The sequence below is a fragment of the Streptomyces sp. NPDC093071 genome (assembly GCF_044754545.1).
In the GTDB taxonomy this organism is placed as follows: Bacteria; Actinomycetota; Actinomycetes; order Streptomycetales; family Streptomycetaceae; genus Streptomyces.
In genome coordinates this window covers 764173-783061 of sequence record NZ_JBIVPH010000004.1, presented here as the reverse complement: position 1 = coordinate 783061, position 18889 = coordinate 764173, and the positions used below count along the sequence as shown (strand labels likewise).

Annotated in this window: 19 protein-coding genes and 1 pseudogene; 7 read left to right on the top strand and 13 right to left on the bottom strand. The window is 71.6% G+C overall.

Translation table 11 applies throughout. The annotated features are described in order from the left end of the window. Positions 1 to 148: 148 nt before the first annotated feature. Together ACIQD7_RS20760 and ACIQD7_RS20755 are read right to left on the bottom strand one after the other, a co-directional pair. Entirely contained in the window at positions 149 to 820 is a 672-nt protein-coding gene (locus ACIQD7_RS20760) for a response regulator transcription factor (protein ID WP_351972631.1), read from the bottom strand. Beyond that, positions 817 to 1715: pseudogene (locus ACIQD7_RS20755) on the bottom strand (sensor histidine kinase). The gene ACIQD7_RS20760 and the pseudogene ACIQD7_RS20755 overlap by 4 nt, the downstream one beginning before the upstream one ends. Before the next feature lie 242 nt (positions 1716 to 1957). On the opposite strand from ACIQD7_RS20755, the gene ACIQD7_RS20750 reads away from it, so the two are divergent. Continuing rightward, a complete protein-coding gene (locus ACIQD7_RS20750) occupies positions 1958 to 2551 on the top strand; it encodes a GNAT family N-acetyltransferase (protein ID WP_402443265.1) in 594 nt (197 codons plus the stop codon). Between the two features lie 38 nt (positions 2552 to 2589). Here ACIQD7_RS20750 and ACIQD7_RS20745 read toward each other — a convergent pair whose 3' ends face one another. The 6 genes from ACIQD7_RS20745 to ACIQD7_RS20720 form a co-directional block, all read right to left on the bottom strand. After that, a complete protein-coding gene (locus tag ACIQD7_RS20745; protein ID WP_402443263.1) occupies positions 2590 to 4167 on the bottom strand; it encodes a type VI secretion protein in 1578 nt (525 codons plus the stop codon). A gap of 41 nt (positions 4168 to 4208) precedes the next feature. After that, complete coding sequence (locus tag ACIQD7_RS20740) at positions 4209 to 5603, bottom strand: ATP-binding protein (protein ID WP_121830855.1); 1395 nt, start codon at positions 5601 to 5603, stop codon at positions 4209 to 4211. 20 nt (positions 5604 to 5623) lie between these two features. After that, positions 5624 to 7177, bottom strand: coding sequence for an SCO6880 family protein (locus ACIQD7_RS20735; RefSeq protein WP_121830854.1), 1554 nt, complete (start codon positions 7175 to 7177; stop codon positions 5624 to 5626). After that, positions 7174 to 8508 carry a hypothetical protein gene (locus ACIQD7_RS20730; RefSeq protein WP_402443260.1) on the bottom strand — a complete coding sequence of 445 codons (1335 nt, stop codon included), beginning with the start codon at positions 8506 to 8508 and terminating at the stop codon, positions 7174 to 7176. Before ACIQD7_RS20730 ends, ACIQD7_RS20735 begins: the two co-directional genes overlap by 4 nt. Beyond that, on the bottom strand, positions 8498 to 9337 hold the full coding sequence (locus ACIQD7_RS20725; protein ID WP_121830852.1) for a hypothetical protein: 840 nt from the start codon (positions 9335 to 9337) through the stop codon (positions 8498 to 8500). Before ACIQD7_RS20725 ends, ACIQD7_RS20730 begins: the two co-directional genes overlap by 11 nt. Positions 9338 to 9450: 113 nt before the next feature. Then, entirely contained in the window at positions 9451 to 9759 is a 309-nt protein-coding gene (locus tag ACIQD7_RS20720) for a hypothetical protein (protein WP_024757447.1), read from the bottom strand. Between the two features lie 447 nt (positions 9760 to 10206). Here ACIQD7_RS20720 and ACIQD7_RS20715 point away from each other — a divergent pair, with 447 nt between their 5' ends. Together ACIQD7_RS20715 and ACIQD7_RS20710 are read left to right on the top strand one after the other, a co-directional pair. After that, complete coding sequence (locus ACIQD7_RS20715) at positions 10207 to 11166, top strand: bifunctional lytic transglycosylase/C40 family peptidase (RefSeq protein ID WP_237529068.1); 960 nt, start codon at positions 10207 to 10209, stop codon at positions 11164 to 11166. A gap of 205 nt (positions 11167 to 11371) precedes the next feature. Then, positions 11372 to 12103: a phosphatase PAP2 family protein gene (locus ACIQD7_RS20710; RefSeq protein WP_402443259.1), complete on the top strand. Its 732-nt coding sequence runs from the start codon at positions 11372 to 11374 to the stop codon at positions 12101 to 12103. Positions 12104 to 12131: 28 nt separating this feature from the next. Here ACIQD7_RS20710 and ACIQD7_RS20705 read toward each other — a convergent pair whose 3' ends face one another. After that, positions 12132 to 12299, bottom strand: a complete 168-nt coding sequence (locus tag ACIQD7_RS20705; RefSeq protein WP_183953211.1) for a hypothetical protein — start codon at positions 12297 to 12299, stop codon at positions 12132 to 12134. Positions 12300 to 12421: 122 nt separating this feature from the next. Here ACIQD7_RS20705 and ACIQD7_RS20700 point away from each other — a divergent pair, with 122 nt between their 5' ends. Beyond that, entirely contained in the window at positions 12422 to 13264 is an 843-nt protein-coding gene (locus ACIQD7_RS20700; protein ID WP_402443257.1) for a hypothetical protein, read from the top strand. A 163-nt stretch (positions 13265 to 13427) separates the two neighbouring features. Further along, positions 13428 to 13613, top strand: a complete 186-nt coding sequence (locus ACIQD7_RS20695; RefSeq protein WP_030221031.1) for a hypothetical protein — start codon at positions 13428 to 13430, stop codon at positions 13611 to 13613. A gap of 38 nt (positions 13614 to 13651) precedes the next feature. Here the strand turns inward: ACIQD7_RS20695 and ACIQD7_RS20690 are convergent, their stop codons facing one another. Continuing rightward, positions 13652 to 14026: a metal-sensitive transcriptional regulator gene (locus ACIQD7_RS20690; RefSeq protein WP_402443255.1), complete on the bottom strand. Its 375-nt coding sequence runs from the start codon at positions 14024 to 14026 to the stop codon at positions 13652 to 13654. A gap of 192 nt (positions 14027 to 14218) precedes the next feature. Between ACIQD7_RS20690 and ACIQD7_RS20685 the strand changes: the two genes are divergently transcribed. Next, positions 14219 to 14839, top strand: a complete 621-nt coding sequence (locus tag ACIQD7_RS20685) for a DUF47 domain-containing protein (RefSeq protein WP_121830848.1) — start codon at positions 14219 to 14221, stop codon at positions 14837 to 14839. 6 nt (positions 14840 to 14845) lie between these two features. Beyond that, positions 14846 to 15844: an anion permease gene (locus ACIQD7_RS20680; protein WP_402443253.1), complete on the top strand. Its 999-nt coding sequence runs from the start codon at positions 14846 to 14848 to the stop codon at positions 15842 to 15844. A 124-nt stretch (positions 15845 to 15968) separates the two neighbouring features. Here ACIQD7_RS20680 and pstB read toward each other — a convergent pair whose 3' ends face one another. From pstB to pstC, 3 genes are read right to left on the bottom strand one after another with little or no spacing between them, the layout of a single operon-like run. Further along, positions 15969 to 16745 carry a phosphate ABC transporter ATP-binding protein PstB gene (pstB, locus tag ACIQD7_RS20675; RefSeq protein WP_121830846.1) on the bottom strand — a complete coding sequence of 259 codons (777 nt, stop codon included), beginning with the start codon at positions 16743 to 16745 and terminating at the stop codon, positions 15969 to 15971. 26 nt (positions 16746 to 16771) lie between these two features. Then, positions 16772 to 17845: a phosphate ABC transporter permease PstA gene (pstA, locus tag ACIQD7_RS20670; RefSeq protein WP_121830845.1), complete on the bottom strand. Its 1074-nt coding sequence runs from the start codon at positions 17843 to 17845 to the stop codon at positions 16772 to 16774. Then, a complete protein-coding gene (gene pstC, locus ACIQD7_RS20665; protein ID WP_402443251.1) occupies positions 17842 to 18816 on the bottom strand; it encodes a phosphate ABC transporter permease subunit PstC in 975 nt (324 codons plus the stop codon). The genes pstA and pstC overlap by 4 nt, the downstream gene beginning before the upstream one ends. Between the last annotated feature and the right edge of the window lie 73 nt (positions 18817 to 18889).

Here is an 18889-nt window from a genome sequence, read left to right as displayed (position 1 = left end):
GGAAGCTAAGCCTTTCAGCGCCGATGGTACTGCAGGGGGGACCCTGTGGGAGAGTAGGACACCGCCGAACAATCATTGTGGGAAAGCCCCGCACCCTTGTGGTGCGGGGCTTTTCTGCGTTTACGGGCTTTTTCCCCGCCGCCTTTTCTCAGGCCGGCGCGACGAGTTGGGTGTCGTACGCCAGGATGACCGCCTGGACGCGGTCGCGGGCGCCCGTTTTCGCGAGGATGCGACTCACGTGGGTCTTCACCGTGGATTCCGCGAGGTGGAGGCGGGTGGCGATCTCGGTGTTCGTCCAGCCCTGGCCGACGACCGTGAGGATCTCGCGTTCCCGGTCCGTCAGGGCGGCGAGGCGCGGGTCTTCCGGGCGGGGTTCGTCCGCAGGGGCGGCCTGCGGGAGGTGGTGGATGTAGGCGTCCAGGAGGCGGCGGGTGAGGCTCGGGGCCACGACCGCGTCGCCCGCGGCCACCGCGCGGATGCCCGCGAGGAGCTCCTCCGGCTGGGCGTCCTTCACCAGGAAGCCGCTGGCGCCTGCGCGCAGGCCGTCGTACGCGTACGCGTCCAGGTCGAAGGTGGTGACGATCAGGACGCGGGAGCGGGCGCCCGTGGCGATGATGCGGCGGGTCGCCTCGATGCCGTCCAGGCCCGGCATCCGGATGTCCATCAGGACGACGTCGGGGCGGAGGCCGTCGACCAGGCGGATCGCCTCGGCGCCGTTCGACGCCTCGCCGACGACGGTCATGTCGTCCTGGCTCTCCAGCAGGATGCGGAAGCCGAAGCGCTGCATCGGCTGGTCGTCCGCGATGAGAACGGTCGTCACGAGGGGGAGACCTCCCGGGAGGTTCGGAGGGGGATGCGGAGCCGGACGGACCAGCCGCCGGCCGGCAGCGGGCCGCAGTCGAGTGTGCCGTCGTAGAGGGCCGCGCGCTCGCGCATTCCGGTGAGCCCCTGGCCCTGCCCCCGAGGGCCGCGGGCGGTGCCCGTTCCCGTGTCGGTGATCTCCGCCCGTACCTCCCGGGGGGTGTACGTGAGGAGCACGGTCGCCTTCGCGTCGGGGCCCGCGTGCTTGAGGGTGTTCGTCAGGGCCTCCTGCACCACCCGGTAGACCGTCAGCTGGGCGCCGGGGGAGAGGGGCGGGGCGGGCGGGTCGTCGCCGGCGGCGAGGCGTACCGGCAGGCCCGCCTCGCGCACGCCGGTGAGCAGGGCGTCCAGGTCCGCCAGGGTCGGCTGGGGGTCCCGTACGGCCTCCTCGTCGTCGCGCAGGACGCCCAGGAGGCGGCGGAGGTCGGCGAGGGCCTCGCGGCTCGTCGTGCCGATGGCGTCGAGGGCCTGGGCGGCGCGCTCGGGGTTCTTGGCCGCCGCGTACCGTCCGCCGTCCGCGAGGCCGGTCCCGAGGCGTCGCTGACGAGCGCCGCGCCCGCCATCACGGCCAGGACGGTCGTGGGGTGCTGGCGGCGCCAGTACAGCGGCACGCTCAGGGCCAGGCTGAGGACGGTCACGAGCGGGACCGGCAGGGTCGGGTCCGGGGCGGTGGTCCGCCAGCCGCCCGCCGCGTCCACGAGCGCCGCCACCACCCAGCAGGAGGTCACCGCCGTGTCCCACGGCCAGGGGTGACGGGCGTCGAAGGCCCGTACGCGCGCGAGGAGACGGTGGACGTGGCGGCTGAGGCCGGTGTCCGCGTTCCCGCCCGGGTGGTCTTCCGTCTCCGTCGTCACGTCGTCATCCTCCTCATACGTCCCGGCGCTTGGGCAAGAGGGCGGGGACGGCAGTCCTGTCCCCGGACCGCTTGGTGAGGTTCTCCGCTCGGATCATGTTTTCGACGCTAGGCGGCGGGCGGGGGCCGGGCGTCGGACCGGGGTGGTGTGCGGGGACGGAGGTGTAGTACCGGGGTACGACGGCGGGGCGGGCCCGGGAAATGCCTTGTCAGGGGCGTGCGTTCGTCGTCAGGATCGGCCCCATGGACTATCTGGTACGTGCCGTCCGCGGCGACGAGTGGGAGAAGGCCCGCGAGATCCGTCTCGCCGCCCTCCGGGATCCGGTCGCGCACCTCGCCTTCCTCGACACGTACGGGGCGGCCGTCGAGCGGCCCGACTCCTTCTGGCGGGAGTGGACGGAGGCGTCGTCCGAGAGCGGCGAGGGGAAGGTGCGGCAGTTCGTGGCCGAGGAGCCGGACGGCTCCTGGGCGGGCACGATCACGGTGCGCGTGGAGCGGCCCTCGGACGGGGTGCGGTTCGGGGGGCCGGTGAAGGCGGACCAGACGCACGTCGTGGGGGTGTACGTGCGTCCCCGGGCGCGCGGGACGGGCGTGATCGACGCGCTGTTCCGGGCGGGCGTGGAGTGGTCCTGGTCGCTGGCGGAGCCGGTGGTCGAGCGGGTGCGGCTGTACGTGCACGAGGAGAACGCGCGGGCGGCGGCCTTCTACCGGCGGTTCGGGTTCACGGCGACGGGCGAGCGGGTGGCGGTGCCGGGGGACGGGTCGGCGGAGGAGGTGGAGCACGAGCTGCGGCGGCCGGCTTCCGTGGGTACGGGGGGAGGACCCGGCGCGCGGTGAGGCGAGCCGCCTCCCCCGGGGTGCGGCGAGGTGCCCCCCTAGGCCCGGGGGACCAGGGTGTCGTTCGGCCAGCGGGTTCTGGCCTGTTCGCGGGAGCGCATCAGGGCCAGGGTGGGCAGGCCCCGGAGCGGGCCTTCGGCCAGGAGGGACGGGAGCGCGGGGAGCGGGGCGACGGCGGCGACGTCGTCGAGCACCAGGGTGAGTGGTGGGTCGAGCCGACCGTCGGATGACCGTACGGCCATGCGGCGGCCGCGCTCGACCACGCTTGCGGCGAGCGCCGTCAGGAGCGGCATCGCGCCGGGGTGGGTGCGGGGGTCCTCGATCGATTCACCCACCACGTAGAGGGTGCCCCCTTCGGGGACGAAAGATGCCAGCGCCAGCGAATCCGTTCGATTCGGGGTGCACGCCTCCCGGATGTGGACCGTGGAGAACGCGGAGAACGCACGGGCCGTCAGTTCCTGTGCCAGGCGGCGGCTTTCGGGGTGTGCGGTCAGGGCGGATTCGAGCACGCCCGCCAGGCCGGACACGGCCTTGGGGTGGCTGCGGAGGATCCGTACGGGTTCGGTGGCGTCGGAGCCCTGGGCCCAGCGGTGCACCTGCCGGAAGGGGCGGCCGTCGACGGCCGCCGCGTGCAGCCAGCAGCGCAGGAGCGTTTCCGCGGTGTCGGCGGTCGCCGCGTCGAGCCGGGAGTGCGGGCGGACCGGGGCGAGCAGGGCGGCGGCCCTGGCCTGGGCGGTCTCCGGGTCCTCGCAGCCCTCGGCGGGCGACCAGTGGAGCCGGGCCGGGGTGTCGCAGAGGTGGCCGGGGTCGTAGACGAGGACCGGGCCGAGCTTGCCGCGGGCGTCCTTGGTGTCCGACCAGACGGTGGGGTCGGAGGTGACGACGAGCACCGGGCCCTCGGCGTCCCGTACGGCCTGGACGGCGGCGGGGCGGCGGATTTCGGGCGGGCCGAAGAGGGTGCCGGGCCCTGCGGGGGCCGCGTGGTCGGGCGCGGGGCGGGGCTGCGGGGGGATCTGCGGCTCGGCCGGAGCGAGGGGCGGCCTCGGGGTCTCCCGTACGGGGGCCAGGGGGGTGGGGGCGGGTTCCCGGGTGTGCTCGGGGGGTTCGGTGAACGCCGGGGCCGGTGGAGCGGCTGCCGGGTGCGGGGCCGCGTGGTCCCGTACCGGGGGGCGTGGCGCCCCGTCCCGTACCGGGTGCGGCTCTTCGTCCCGTACGGCCGCCGGGACATCCCGTACGGGATTCCCGTACGCGCCCGTCTTCCGGTGGGCGCGGACCGCGCGCCAGCGGACCACCGTGCCCAGGACGAAGACGGCGAGGACCGCGAGGACCATCGCCTCGCCGATCAGGAGGCCCCAGAAGAGGCCGTACCCCGAGAGCTGGTCCGGCGGGGTGGCCGGCCAGGCGGCCGGGAGGTCCGTCGGGGCCGTCGCCAGGGAGCGCAGGGCCGACGGCGTACCCGTGAAGGCGACGCCGTCCGGCCAGGCGCCACGGGCGAACAGGCCCGCCAGGCCGGTCGCCGTCCACACCAGGACCGTGAGACAGAGGAGGAGGGCGAACAGGCCGAGCAGCAGCCCGTCCGAGACGCCTCCCCCTCCCTTCCGTGCCGTGTCGTCCATCCGTCCCACCCGTCCCACCCGTTCGCCCGTCCTGCCCTCGCCTAGGCCACCGTCGACTGCGAGGAGCCGTTCAGCTGCTGCTCGACGAGGATCGCCCGCTGTTCCGTCTCCCACTCCAGCTCCGGGTCCGTGACCGAGGCCTCGGTCATGGCGCGGTCGGTGTAGACGAGCGGGCGTTCCTTCTCGGTGATGAGGTGTTTGACCACCTGCACGTTGCCGTTGACGTCCCAGACCGCGATGCCGGGGGTGAGGGTCGGGATGATCTCGACCGCCCAGCGGGGCAGGCCGAGGACCCGGCCCGTGTTGCGGGCCTCGTCGGCCTTCTGGGCGTAGATGGTCCGGGTGGAGGCCATCTTGAGGATCGCCGCCGCCTCCTTGGCCGCCGCTCCGTCGACGACGTCGGAGAGGTGGTGGACGACGGCGACGAAGGACAGGCCGAGGCGGCGGCCGAACTTCAGCAGGCGCTGGAAGAGCTGGGCCACGAACGGGCTGTTGATGATGTGCCAGGCCTCCTCGACCAGGAAGATGCGCTTCTTCCGGTCGGGGCGGATCCAGGTGTGCTCCAGCCAGACGCCGACGATGGCCATGAGGATCGGCATGGCGATGGAGTTGCGGTCGATGTGGGAGAGGTCGAAGACGATCAGGGGCGCGTCGAGGTCGATGCCGACGGTCGTCGGGCCGTCGAACATGCCGCGCAGGTCGCCGTCGACCAGGCGGTCCAGGACGAGGGCGACGTCCAGGCCCCAGGCCCGTACGTCCTCTATGGCGACGTTCATCGCCTCGGCGGACTCGGCCTTGGGGTGGCGCAGCTGCTCGACGATGTCGGTGAGGATCGGCTGGCGTTCGGTGACGTGGTTGTTCACGTACGCGTGGGCGACCTTGAGCGCGAAGCCGGAGCGCTCGTCGAGGCCGTGGCCCATCGCCACCTCGATGATGGTGCGGAGCAGCGCGAGCTGGCCCGTGGTGGTGATCGACGGGTCGAGCGGGTTGAGGCGGATCCCGGCGTCGTTGGCGACCATGGGGTCCAGGCGGATGGGGGTTATCCCCAGCTCCTGGGCGATGAGGTTCCACTCGCCGACGCCGTCCTCGCCCTGGGCGTCGAGGACGACGACCTGCCGGTCGCGGAAGCGGAGCTGGCGGAGCACGTACGTCTTCTCCAGGGCCGACTTGCCGTTGCCGGACTCGCCGAGGACCAGCCAGTGGGGGGCGGGGAGCTGCTGCCCGTACAGCTGGAAGGGGTCGTAGATGTAGCCCTTGCCGCTGTAGACCTCGCGGCCGATGATGACGCCGGAGTCGCCGAGGCCGGGGGCGGCGGTCGGCAGGTAGACGGCCTGGGCCTGTCCGGTGGAGGTGCGGACGGGCAGCCGGGTCGTCTCCACCTTCCCGAAGAGGAAGGAGGTGAAGGCCTCGGTGAGGACGGACAGCGGATCTCGCATGGGTCTGTGCCCCTTCGGCCCTAGCGGCGGATGCCGGTCGCGAACGGCAAGGTGTTCACAAAGGCCCGGTGGTGCTCGCGGTCGCACCACTCCAGCTTCAGGTACGACTTGCCGGCCGAGGCCCTGATCGTGCGCTTGTCCCGGGCGAGGGCCTCGGGGGAACGCGACGACACCGTGATGTACCCGACGAGGTTCACTCCGGCAGCGCCGCTGGCGAGATCTTCACCCCGCTGGTCGAGCCGGCCGTGGGCGGCGATGTCGCGCGGGTCGACCGTGCGGTTCATCTTGGCGGCGCGGCTGGCGTCGGCCTCGTCGTTGGTCTTCTCGGTGAGCATCCGCTCGATGGCGACCTCGGTGGGCTCCAGGTCCATGGTGACGGCGACCGTGCGGATGACGTCGGGGGTGTGGACGAGGAGGGGGGCGAGGAAGTTGACGCCGACGGGGGTCATCGGCCACTCCTTGACCCAGGCGGTGGCGTGGCACCAGGGGGCGCGGGTGGAGGACTCGCGGGTCTTGGCCTGGAGGTACGTCGGTTCCATCGCGTCGAGTTCGGCGGGCCAGGCGTTGCGCTTGGTCATGGCCTGGATGTGGTCGATGGGGTGGTCCGGGTCGTACATGGAGTGGACGAGGGAGGCGAGCCGGGACTGGCCGAGGGGCTGGCGGACGCGGATGTCGGCCTCGGCGAGGCGGGCGCAGATGTCGGTGAGCTCGCGGGCCATGACGACGGCGAGGCCGGCGTCGCGGTCGAGGCGGCGGGCGCCGGAGGCGTGCTTGGCGGCGCGGGCCATGGCGTTGGCCTCGGCGGCGAGTTCGCGGGTGTAGTGCATACAGGCGACGAGGTAGGCGCGGTGCTGCTCGCTGGAGGTGGAGACCATGGACTGGAGCTGGTCGTAGGACTCCATGAGCCACGCGGGCGCGTGCGGGTCGCCGCGCTGGCCGACGTCCTTGGCGTGGGCGTCGGGGTCGGCGGGGAGGGTGCGGGCCAGCATCTGGAGGCGGGTGACGAAGCCGTCGCCGTTGGCGACGTGCTTGAGGAGGGTGCCGAAGCGGTCGACGAGGGCCTCCTGGTCCTCGCTGTCGCGCAGGCCGACGCCGGGGCCCTCGATCTCGATGGCGGCGGTGACGGTGCGGCGGTCGGCGTGGAGGAGGACGGCGATCTCGTCGGGGCCGAAGGGGGCGGCGAGCCAGCCGACGCGGCCGATGCCGGGGGGCGGGCCGACCTCGACCTCGCGGCCGTCGAGGCGGGTGCCGGCCTCGACGACGGCGGAGCGGTAGGCGGTGCCGCGCTTGAGCATCCGCTTGTAGCTGCGGTTGATCTCGAACCACTTGTAGAACGTGCGGCCCTTGTACGGGAGGTACACGGCGGCGATGGCGAGCATGGGCAGGCCCGCGAGGAGGGCGATCCGCAGGGGGAGGAGGGGGACGAGGAGTCCGCTCATCATGCCGAGGAAGGCGCCGACGATGATCAGGGCGATCTCGCCGGTCTCGCGGTTCTTGCCGACGATCGCGTTGGGCCGGGCGCGGCCGACGAGATACGTGCGGCGGGGCGCGACCGGCTGGGACTGGGTCGTCAACGCCCTGCACCTCCAGAGTTCTTGCGGTTGCTGTGCGGGGTTCCCGCGGTGGGACTGCTGCTGCGGGGGGCGGGCGGGGGAGTCGCGCCGCCGCCGCTTCCGCCGCGGCCGCTGTGGGCGGCCATGCCGCCGGAGAGCTGGTTGGCGGGGCGGGGGGCCGCGGAGGCCTGAGCGCCGCCGCCGTCGCCGCGGGAGCTGTGGGTCTTGATGCCCTGGGAGACGAGGGAGGCGGGGGAGGAGATGACGGCGGCGGCCGCGTTCTCGCCGGCGCGGTGGAGGCGGTTGTTGCGGGAGGCGGCGATCTCGTCGCCGAAGCCGGGGACGAAGCGGTAGATCATCGCGGAGGCGAAGATGGCGAGCAGGATGATCGCGAGGCCGGAGACGACGGCGGAGAAGGAGTCCGGGCCGGTGCCGGAGGAGAGGGCGCCGGCGAGGCCGAGGACGATGACGATGACCGGCTTGACCATGATGATCGCGATCATGATGCCGGCCCAGCGGCGGACGTGGCCCCACATGTTCTTGTCGACGAGGCCGGAGTAGACGACGACGCCGAGGAGGGCGCCGACGTACAGCATGACGGCGCGGAGGAAGAGCTCCAGGTAGAGGACGCCGGCGGCGATCACGGTCACCAGGGACACGATGATCAGCATGATGGGTCCGCCGCCGATGCTGTCGCCCTTCTGGAGGGCCTCCTTGAAGCTGCCGAAGAAGACGTCGGTCTGCTGTCCGGTGCCGGAGGCGATGACCTCGGTGACGGCGTCGGTGGCGTTGACGACGGTGTAGAGGATCAGGGGGGTGAAGGCGGAGGCGAGGACCGTCAGCCAGAGGAAGCCGATGGCTTCGGAGAGGGCGGTGGTGAGGGGGACGCCGCGGATGGCGCGCTTGGCGACGGCGAGGAGCCAGAGGAGGAGGGTGAGGACGGTGGAGGCGGCGAAGACGACGGCGTAGCGGCCGAGGAACTCCATGTTGGTGAAGTCCACGTCGGCGGTCTCTTTGACGGCCTTGGAGAGGTAGTCGATGGTGGCTACGGCGGCGTCGGCGAAGCCGCGGGAGAGGGAGGACAGGGGGTCCAGGGCCGTGGTGGGGTCGGTGAGCGGGTCCTGACCGCCGCCGCCACCGGTCTGGCCCCTCTCGCAGTGCTCCCTGGCCTGTCCCGTGAGGAGTTCGCAGCCCCTGCTGCTCGGGCTCGCGCTCGGAGAGGGCGTGGCCGTGGGGGTGGACGGCGGTGTGGGGTCCGCGAAGGCCCGGCCCGCGAACAGGACGGCGGCCGTCTGGACCGCGCCGAACGCGGCGGTGATTCCGGCGCTGCGGGCGAGCGGCTTACCGGGCATAAGTGAAGCCTCCGAACTGACCGACGGCGTCCGCCATGTCCTGGGCGCCGGAGGCCCGCTGGTCGCGGGCGACGGGCACGGGTCCGTCCTTCTGGGTGGTCTTGACGACCTTCCAGTCGCCGTCGGCCCACCGCAGTTCGAACGTGTCGGTGTACCAGGCCTCGGAGACGGGGTTCTCGGAGGCCTCGCCCGCGAGGCCGAACAGGGTCGAGTACCAGACCGAGACCGTCGCCCGGTCGGTGCCGTAGCTCTCCACCTTGGAGCCCACGGGGATGACCCGGGAGATGAACGTCATGCCCTGCGGGGCCGTGCCGTCCTCCCGCAGGCCGATGCGGGTCAGGAGGTCCTTGGAGCCGTAGGCCTTGTCGAGGTCGGCCCTGCGGGCGGCCGCGGCGTCGGGGGTGTAGACCGTGGTGACGATCTCGTCGCGTCCGGCGGTGGTGAACATCGCCGCCGACCCCAGCGCCACCGCGTAATTCGTCGCCGCACTCTGCGCCCCCTGCTCGTCGTGCGCGTACCCCGTCGGGATCGGGCCGTTCCTGGTCGTGACCGGGGGGACGCCCGTGGCCGTGGTGGGGGCCGTTTTGCCCGGGGTGCCGGCGCGGGGGGCGGAGGGGTCCGCCGGGTCGCCGCCGCCGCGGTTGGCGAGGGCGATGGCGCCGATGAGGAGGACCACCACGCCGACGACCGTGACGAGGGAGCGGGAGCCGCGGACGGGGCGGCGGCCGGCGCCGTACACGTCGCCGCTGTTGCCCTCGGGCAGGCGGGTCCGGGTCTGGCCCGAGCCGCCCACGCCGCCGAAGCTGTCGTGCTCGTCGCCGGGACTCATGCCGGGTACGCCCCCTCACTCGTTCGCGGGTACGGCCGTGCTTCAACGGGTTCAACAGGACTGGGCATCGGGTTCGGGTGGGCCGTCTCGGAGTGGTCGGGTCCGACGGGGCGTCAGACCGCCATTCCGTAGACGATGGTGAAGAGCGTCCCCAGCGAGCCGATGATGAAGACGCCGGTCAGGCCGGCCACGATCAGCCCCTTGCCCTGTTCCGCGCTGAACGTGTCGCGGAGGGCGGTCGCGCCGATGCGCTGCTTGGCCGCGCCCCAGATGGCGATGCCCAGGCAGAGCAGGATGGCCACGGCCATCACGACCTCGATCATCACCTTGGCCTCGTTGCCCAGGCTCCCGAAGGGTCCCCAGTTCGGGGCGATTCCACCGATAATGGTGGTGATGTCGCCTTTTTCGGCCGCCAGGTACATGTAACTCACCGCCCCTGTATGGGTTGTTGGCCGCCCCTCCCGGACGGCACGGGTCATCGCCCTATCTTCGCTGATGAAACCGCTTGCGTGTGACTGCTTGGCGGCTCTCTTTACCCGATCCCCGCACACTTGACCGGTCTGACCGTCTTGACCTGCGGTGGTGTGGCCGGTTTCCGCGTGAAGAAGCGTATGGTCACTCTGTGTATCACGGAGGGTGACTCCGGGCAATGATCGTCGTTGTTCCACTCTTGGGGCGGCGCACGGACGGCACGTGTGACGAGGTCGTCGCGTGCCGTCCCCAAGGCGGGCTCCGCCGCCTAGACTGGCTTCCCGGACGTACTGCCATGGGCCGAGGGGTGGTTGACGGTGCGTAGGGCGGTCCGCAGGGCGGGCAGGGCGTGGCTGGTGGCCGGCGGGGCCTTCGGGGTCTGTCTCGCCTTCGTGGCCATGCTCGTCGTCGGCACGTACTCCGCCGCCTCGGGTCTCGCCGCCGGCGCGGGCAGCGGCAAGAACGGCACCGTGGCGCTTGCCAAGGGCGCCGTCCCGGCCCTCTACCAGGGGCTCGTGCAGCGGTGGGGGAACCTCTGCCCCGCCATCAACCCGGCCCTGCTCGCCGCGCAGCTCTACCAGGAGAGCGGCTGGAACCCGCGGGCCGTCTCCCCGGCCGACGCCCGGGGCATCGCCCAGTTCATCCCCGGTACCTGGGCCAGTCACGGCATCGACGGGGACGGGGACGGGGACCGGGACATCTGGGACCCGAAGGACGCGATCCCGTCGGCCGCCTCGTACGACTGCGAGCTCGCCAAGTACGTCCGGAACGTGCCGGGGGACCCGGCGAGCAACATGCTGGCCGCGTACAACGCGGGCGCGTACCGGGTGATCCGGCACGGCGGGGTGCCGCCCATCAGCGAGACCCAGAACTACGTCCGCATCATCAAGTCCCTGGAGAAGAGCTTCGCCCGGCCCCTCGGCCGCGTCGACCCGTCCCGGCAGGCCGCGGGCGCGATCCACTACGCGCAGCAGAAGCTCGGCACGCCCTACCTCTGGGGCGGTACGGGCACGGCCGCGCAGAACGGCCGGTTCGACTGCTCCGGGCTCACCCAGGCCGCGTACGACAGCGTCGGCATCCAGCTGCCGCGCGTCGCCAACGACCAGTACAACGCCGGGCCGCACCCCTCGCGCGAGGAGCTGCTCCCCGGGGACCTGGTCTTCTTCTCGGACGACCTGACCAACTCGCGGGCCATCCGGCACGTCGGCGTCTACGTCGGCGGCGGCTACATGATCAACGCGCCGCGGACCGGGGCGGTGATCCGCTTCGACCGGATCGACACCCCGGACTACTTCGGCGCCACCCGGGTCACCCCGGAGGGCGCCGCCGCCCTGCCCACCCACCCGCCGCAGACCTAGGGAGCCGTTCGGGGCGTACGGGACATGGCCGGAACTCTCCGTCATGCACAGGCCCTGAGCTGCGGGGAGCCGTCACTCTTCGATAACGTCGGCATGATCCACCGGAGAGAGCGGAACGTACGCCTCAGGCGGTTCGTTCCCTGATCCGACCGCTCTGACCACGGGGGTTGGAAACCACAGACACGAGAGCAAGGGGCCGCAGCAGATGGCTGTACTCGCATCGGACGGTTCGAACCCCGATGTCAGCCTGCTCTACGACATCAACGGGCTCGCCAGGTCCGCCCCTCCGTGGTTCGACCGCGTCATGGCGTACGTCGGCGAGTACGGGATCCTCCTCGCGATCGTCCTCACCGTGCTCTGGTGCTGGTGGAGCGTCCGCCGCCGCGGCACCCTCGCCGACTCCGTCTCGGCCGTCGCCGGTCTCGTCTGGGCCCCGCTGGCCGCCGGGGCCGCCCTCCTGGTGAACATCCCCATCCGGGGCTTCGTCGAGCGCCCCCGCCCCTTCGTGGACCACGAGGGCCTGGAGGTCCTCGTCGGCGGGAAGACCGACTTCTCCTTCGTCAGCGACCACGCCACCCTGGCGATGGCCCTCGGCGTCGGTCTCTTCGTCGCCCACCGGGGCTTCGGGCTCGCCGCGATCGGCCTCGCCCTCGCCGAGGGCTTCGCGCGGGTCTACATGGGCGTCCACTACCCGACCGACGTCATCGGCGGACTCGCCCTCGGCACGGCGGTGGCGCTGCTCCTCGCCCCGCTCGCGCTCGCCCTGCTGACCCCGGTCGTCTCCGCCGTCGCCCGCTCGGGCCGCGGCGCCCGCCTCGTCCGCTCCCGGCGGACCGGGGGGACGCGGCACCCGGAGACGGTCGAGATCCCCGAGTCCCGCGTCGGCGGACCGTCCGCCGGGACCGGCCGCAAGGACCGCAAGGACCTGGCCGCCTGACGGCGGGTGAGGAGGCCCCTTAGGGGCCCTAGGGGGTTTCCGGGTCCGTCGCCGTACGGGCGTGGTCCGCCGCGTCCGTACGCGCCCGGTCCCTCGATCTGCGGGCCGGTCCCGACCAGCCGCAGCTGCAGCGTGCCAGCGCGAACGAGCCGCGCTCCGTCGTGGTGGTCGTGTGGGAGGAAGCCTGCGCGTGCACGCGTCCACCGTACTGCGCGTGACGGCTCGCCCGGGCCGTCGTTATGCGGAACGGACGTCCCCGGGCCGGGGACGAGGCGGTCCCGGGCGGACAGCGGCGAGGCGTGGGGGGGTTGGCAGGCGATGACGGTGCAGGAGTACGGGCGTCCGCAGGGCCGCGGGAGCGGGACGTTCGCCGTCACCGCCGTCCTGGTCGGCTCCCTCGTCGGGTCCGCCGCCGTCTCCGGGTGCGCCGCGCCCCCGGACCCGAAGCCCGCGGCCGATCCCGCGCTCGCCGTGCGGGGCGCCGCCGACGCGCTGACGCGGGCCGGCACCGCCAAGGCCAGCACCGCCATGGAGATGGCCTCGGGCGGGACCCGGGTCACCATCCGGGGCGAGGGCGGCTACGACTTCCGGCGCCGGACCGGGCACCTCCAGGTGGTGCTGCCCAAGGACCCGGCCGGGGCCGACGGCCACCGGCCGATCACCGAACTCCTCACCCCCGGCGCCCTCTACATGAAGAACCGGGGCGCCGGGGTGCCCGCCGACAAGTGGGTCCGGGTCGACACCACCGCCCTCGACGACGGGAACCTCGTCACGGGCGGCGCCACCGACCCGGCGGCCGCGGCCGAACTGCTGCGGGGCGTCCGGGAGGTCGCGTACCTCGGCGAGATCGACCTCGCGGGGGTGCGGGTCGGGCACTACCGGGGGGTCGCCGACATCGCGCACGCGGCCCGGGCCGCGTCGCCGCAGCTGCGCGGGCCGCTCGCCGCGGCGGCGAAAGGGTTCTCCGACGACGCGGTGCCGTTCGACGCGTACCTGGACGGGGAGGGGCGGCTGCGGAAGGTCCGCCACCGGTTCAGCTTCAGCAACCAGGGCCGCACGGTCGCCGTCGCGTCGACCACGCTGCTCTACGGCTTCGGGGTCCCCGTCCGGGTCGTGCTGCCGGACCGCCGGGACCTCTACGACGGGAAGGTCGCGACCTGACCCGCCCGCGCCCCGCCCCGATCTTCCCCGCCCCGGTATCCCCCACCTCGGACGACGGTGGCGCGGGCCATCGGCAAATGGTCCAGACGTGTCATGCGCGGTGCACGGCTCCGTCCCTACGCTGGGAGACCGCTGGGAGACCGACGCCGGCAGGAAGAGGTGGATGCGCGTGGCCCCGCCCGGTACCGCGACCGTGCCCGCAGAGCAGGAGCGCGTCGCCCTCGCCGAGATAGAGCTGTGCGGCGAGCTCATCATCGCCGCCTCCGCCGCCGACGGGGAGCGGCTCAGCGCCGACCGGATAGACGAGGTGCTGAGGGTGGCGGCGGAGCGGGCCGTACGCGGCCGCTGAGCGTACGGGGGCCCGGGGGGTCCGGGGGACGCGCGCGATCAGGTGCGCATCATGCGGGCGATGGCCTTCGTGGCCTCCTCGACCTTGGCGTCGATGCCGTCGCCGCCCTTGGCCGCCGCGTCCGCGACGCAGTGCCGCAGGTGCTCCTCCAGGAGCTGGAGGGCGAAGGACTGGAGCGCCTTCGTGGAGGCGGAGACCTGGGTGAGTATGTCGATGCAGTAGACGTCCTCGTCGACCATCCGCTGGAGGCCCCTGATCTGGCCCTCGATCCTGCGGAGGCGCTTGAGGTGCTCGTCCTTCTGCTTGTGGTAGCCGTGCACGCCGTGCTCGTGGCCGGCCTCCGCGGCGGTCTCGACGGGCCCGACGGCCTCGACGGGCTCGGGGGTGACCTGGTCCGTCTCGGTGGTCGTCATCGCGTCCTCCCGTTGTCCAGAAAGGGGGTGTATACCCCTCGTGGGTATATGGTACCGATCCCCGCCGAACCGGGCGGGGGCCCGTGCAGATCACTGTGCCTGATGGGCGACACTGAGAGGACGCCGGTTAGCCGTGGCCGGATGATGCGCCTAGCATCAGCCTGACCCAACCCAGCACCCCGAGGACCTCACGTGCGATTTCGTCTGACCCCCAGGGAGACGAGCTTCTACGACATGTTCGCCGCGTCCGCGGACAACATCGTCACGGGCTCGAAGCTCCTGATGGAACTGCTCGGAGCGGAGCCTTCCGCCCGGGCCGAGATCGCGGAGCGGATGCGGGCAGCGGAACACGCCGGTGACGACGCCACCCACGCGATCTTCCACCAGCTGAACTCCTCCTTCATCACGCCGTTCGACCGCGAGGACATCTACTCCCTCGCCTCGTCCCTCGACGACATCATGGACTTCATGGAGGAGGCCGTCGACCTGGTCGTCCTCTACAACATCGAGGAGCTGCCCAAGGGCGTCGAGCAGCAGATCGAGGTCCTGGCGCGGGCGGCGGAGCTGACCGCCGAGGCCATGCCGAACCTGCGGACGATGTCCCACCTCACCGAGTACTGGATCGAGGTCAACCGTCTGGAGAACCAGGCCGACCAGATCCACCGCAAGCTGCTCGCCCAGCTCTTCAACGGCAAGTACGACGCCATCGAGGTGCTGAAGCTCAAGCAGGTCGTGGACGTCCTCGAAGAGGCGGCGGACGCGTTCGAGCACGTGGCCAACACGGTGGAGACCATCGCGGTCAAGGAGTCCTGAGGCTTCGTGGACACCTTCGCCCTGATCGTGACCATCGGTGTCGCGCTCGGCTTCACGTATACGAACGGATTCCACGACTCCGCCAACGCCATCGCCACCTCGGTGTCGACCCGGGCCCTGACGCCCCGGGCGGCCCTGGCGATGGCGGCGGTGATGAACCTCGCGGGCGCCTTCATGGGCCAGGGGGTCGCCAAGACCGTCAGTGAGGGGCTCATCGAGACCCCCACCGGCGACAAGGGGATGGGCATCCTCTTCGCTGCGCTCGTGGGCGCGATCATCTGGAACCTGGTCACCTGGTACTTCGGCCTGCCGTCCTCCTCCTCGCACGCCCTGTTCGGCGGCATGGTGGGCGCGGCGCTGGCCGGCGGCACCGAGGTGATCTGGGGCGGGGTGCTCGACAAGATCGTCATCCCGATGTTCGTCTCGCCGGTGGTCGGCCTCGTGGCCGGTTACCTGGTGATGTGCGCGATCATGTGGATCTTCCGCAAGGCCAACCCGCACAAGGCGAAGCGGGGCTTCCGCATCGCGCAGACGGTATCGGCGGCGGGCATGGCGCTCGGTCACGGCCTCCAGGACGCGCAGAAGACGATGGGCATCGTGGTGATGGCCCTGGTCATCGCGGACGTGCAGGAGGCGGGCGACGACATCCCGGTGTGGGTGAAGATCGCCTGTGCGGTGATGCTGTCGCTCGGTACGTACGCGGGCGGCTGGCGGATCATGCGGACGCTCGGCCGGAAGATCATCGAGCTGGACCCGCCGCAGGGCTTCGCGGCGGAGACCACGGGCGCGTCGATCATGTTCGGCTCGGCGTTCCTGTTCCACGCGCCGATCTCGACCACGCACGTCATCACCTCCGCGATCATGGGCGTGGGCGCGACGAAGCGGGTCAACGCGGTCCGCTGGGGCGTCGCCAAGAACATCATCCTGGGCTGGTTCATCACGATGCCGGCCGCTGCGTTGGTCGCCGCGCTGAGCTTCTATGTCGTGAGGCTCTGCTTCGGCTAAGGGTTTCCCGTATGGAAACGGGCCCGGTTCCCCTTGTGGGGGAGCCGGGCCCTTCGTCGTGCGGTGGCACCGCCATGCAGCACCGCAAGACGCCACGCGGCGGAGCCGCATGGAACTGAGGGGGCTATCCGAAGCGGCCGGAGATGTAGTCCTCGGTCGCCTGGACGCTCGGGTTGGAGAAGATGCGCTCCGTGTCGTCCAGCTCGATCAGCTTGCCGGGCTGGCCGACGGCCGCCAGGTTGAAGAAGGCGGTGCGGTCGGAGACGCGGGCGGCCTGCTGCATGTTGTGCGTCACGATGACGATCGTGAAGCGCTCCTTCAGCTCGCCGATCAGGTCCTCGATGGCGAGGGTGGAGATCGGGTCGAGGGCCGAGCAGGGCTCGTCCATCAGCAGGACGTCGGGCTCGACCGCGATGGCGCGGGCGATGCACAGGCGCTGCTGCTGGCCGCCGGAGAGGCCGGAGCCCGGCTTGTTGAGGCGGTCCTTGACCTCGTTCCAGAGGTTCGCGCCCTTGAGGGACTTCTCGACGATGTCGTTGAGCTGGGACTTCTTGTACTTGCCGTTGAGCCGCAGGCCCGCCGCCACGTTGTCGAAGATCGACATGGTGGGGAAGGGGTTCGGCCGCTGGAAGACCATGCCGACCGTGCGGCGCACGGCGACCGGGTCGACGTTCGTCCCGTACAGGTTCTCGTCGTCCAGCATCACCTTGCCCTCGACGCGGCCGCCGGGGGTGACCTCGTGCATCCGGTTCAGGGTGCGCAGGAAGGTGGACTTGCCGCAGCCGGAGGGGCCGATGAAGGCCGTCACGGAGCGGGGCTCGACGGTCATCGAGATGTCGTCGATCGCCTTGTGGGCGCCGTAGTAGGCGGAGAGGCCGCTGACGTCGATTCGCTTGGCCATATCAGTTCACTTCCAGGATGACCGCGTCAGCGGCCGGTCTTCGGGGCCTTCCAGCGGGCGATGCCGCGGGCCACCAGGTTGAGGATCATGACGAAGGCGATCAGGACGAGCGCGGCGGCCCAGGCGCGGGCCACGGCGGCGTCGGTGCCGACCGCGTACTGCTCGTACACGTAGAGCGGCAGGGAGGACTGGGCGCCTTCGAAGGGGTTCGGGTTGATGAGCTTCGTACCGAACACGAGGAGCAGGACGGGGGCCGTCTCGCCGGTGATGCGGGCGACCGCGAGCATGACGCCCGTGGTGATGCCGCCGATCGCGGTGGGCAGGACCACCTTCAGGATGGTGCGCCACTTGGGGATGCCGAGGGCGAGGGAGGCCTCGCGGAGCTCGTTCGGGACGAGCTTGAGCATCTCCTCGGTGGAGCGGACCACGACCGGCATCATCAGGATGGCGAGGGCCATCGCGCCGGCGAAACCGGAGGGGCCGAAGCCCAGCATCAGGTTCCAGGTGGCGAGGACGAAGAGGCCGGCGACGATCGACGGGATGCCCGTCATGACGTCGACGAAGAAGGTGACGGCCTGGGCGAGCTTCCCGCCGCCGTACTCGACGAGATAGACCGCGGTCAGCAGGCCGATCGGCGCGGCGATCAGGGTCGCGATGCCGACCTGCTCGATGGTGCCGAGCAGCGCGTGGTAGACGCCGCCGCCGGCCTCGGCGTCGAGGACGCCGTTCATCGAGTGGGTCAGGAAGTAGCCGTCGAGGACGGCCATGCCCTTGCTGATCGTGACCCAGGCGAGGGAGAGCAGCGGGACGACGGCGAGGACGAAGCAGACCCAGACGAGGCTGGTGGCGACGCGGTCCTTGGCCTGGCGGCTGCCCTCGACCTTGCTGGTCAGGACGTATGTGACGAGGACGAAGAGCAGGGCGGAGATCAGGCCCCACTGGACCTTGCTGTGCCAGCCGGCGGCGAGGCCGGTGCCGACGCCCGCGAGGACCGAGCCGACGGCGACGGCCGCCGGGGTCCAGCGGGGGAGGCGGGCGTGGGAGAGGGACCCGCGGCGCGGGGCCACCGCGACCGGACGGTCCTGAATGGCGTGGCTCATGCCGCTGCCCCCGAGTACTCCTTGCGGCGGCCGATGATCCAGCGGGCCGCGCCGTTGACGAGCAGGGTGATGGCGAAGAGGACGAGACCGGACGCGATGAGGGCGTCCCGGCCGAACTCGTTGGCCTCGTTGAACTTGGCGGCGATGTTCTGGGCGAAGGTGCCGCCGCCTGGGTCGAGCAGGTGGCCCGAGATGAGGAAGCTGGGGGAGAGGACCACGGCGACGGCCATGGTCTCGCCGAGCGCGCGGCCGAGGCCCAGCATGGAGGCGGAGATGATGCCGGAGCGGCCGAAGGGCAGCACCGACATGCGGATGACCTCCCAGCGCGTGGCGCCGAGGGCGAGGGCGGCCTCCTCGTGCATCTTCGGGACCTGGAGGAAGACCTCGCGGGTCACGTTGGTGATGATCGGGAGGATCATGATCGCCAGGAGGATGCCCACGGTGAAGAGGTTGCGGGCGACGCCGTCCTGGGACTTGTCGAAGATGTAGGTCCAGCCGAGGTACTGGTCGAGCCACTCGTTGAGGCCGGCCAGGTACGGGACGAGGAAGATCGCGCCCCAGAGGCCGTAGATGATGCTGGGCACGGCGGCGAGCAGGTCGACGACGTACGCGAGGGGCTTGGCGAGCCGGCGCGGGGCGTAGTGCGAGATGAAGAGCGCGATGCCGATCGCGACCGGGACGGCGATGACCATCGCGACGACCGACGAGACGACGGTGCCGAAGGCGAGGACGGCGATGCCGAAGACCGGCGGGTCACCGGCCGGGTTCCACTCGAAGGTGGTGAAGAAGTTGGCGCTGTCCTTCGAGATGGCGAGGACGGCGCGGTAGCTGAGGAAGACCGCGATCGCGGCCATGATGACGAGGAGGGTGATGCCGGAGCCTCGGGAGAGTCCGCTGAAGACGCGGTCCCCGGGGCGGGAGGCGCTCTTGGCGCTCCGGCTCCTCTTGAGCTCTGGTGTGGTGGTGGCCATCTGCTTCTCCGGTCTGCGGGGCCCGTACGGGGTGTGCGGGCTCCTGGCGGCGGTGCACCGGATGCCGGGGGCG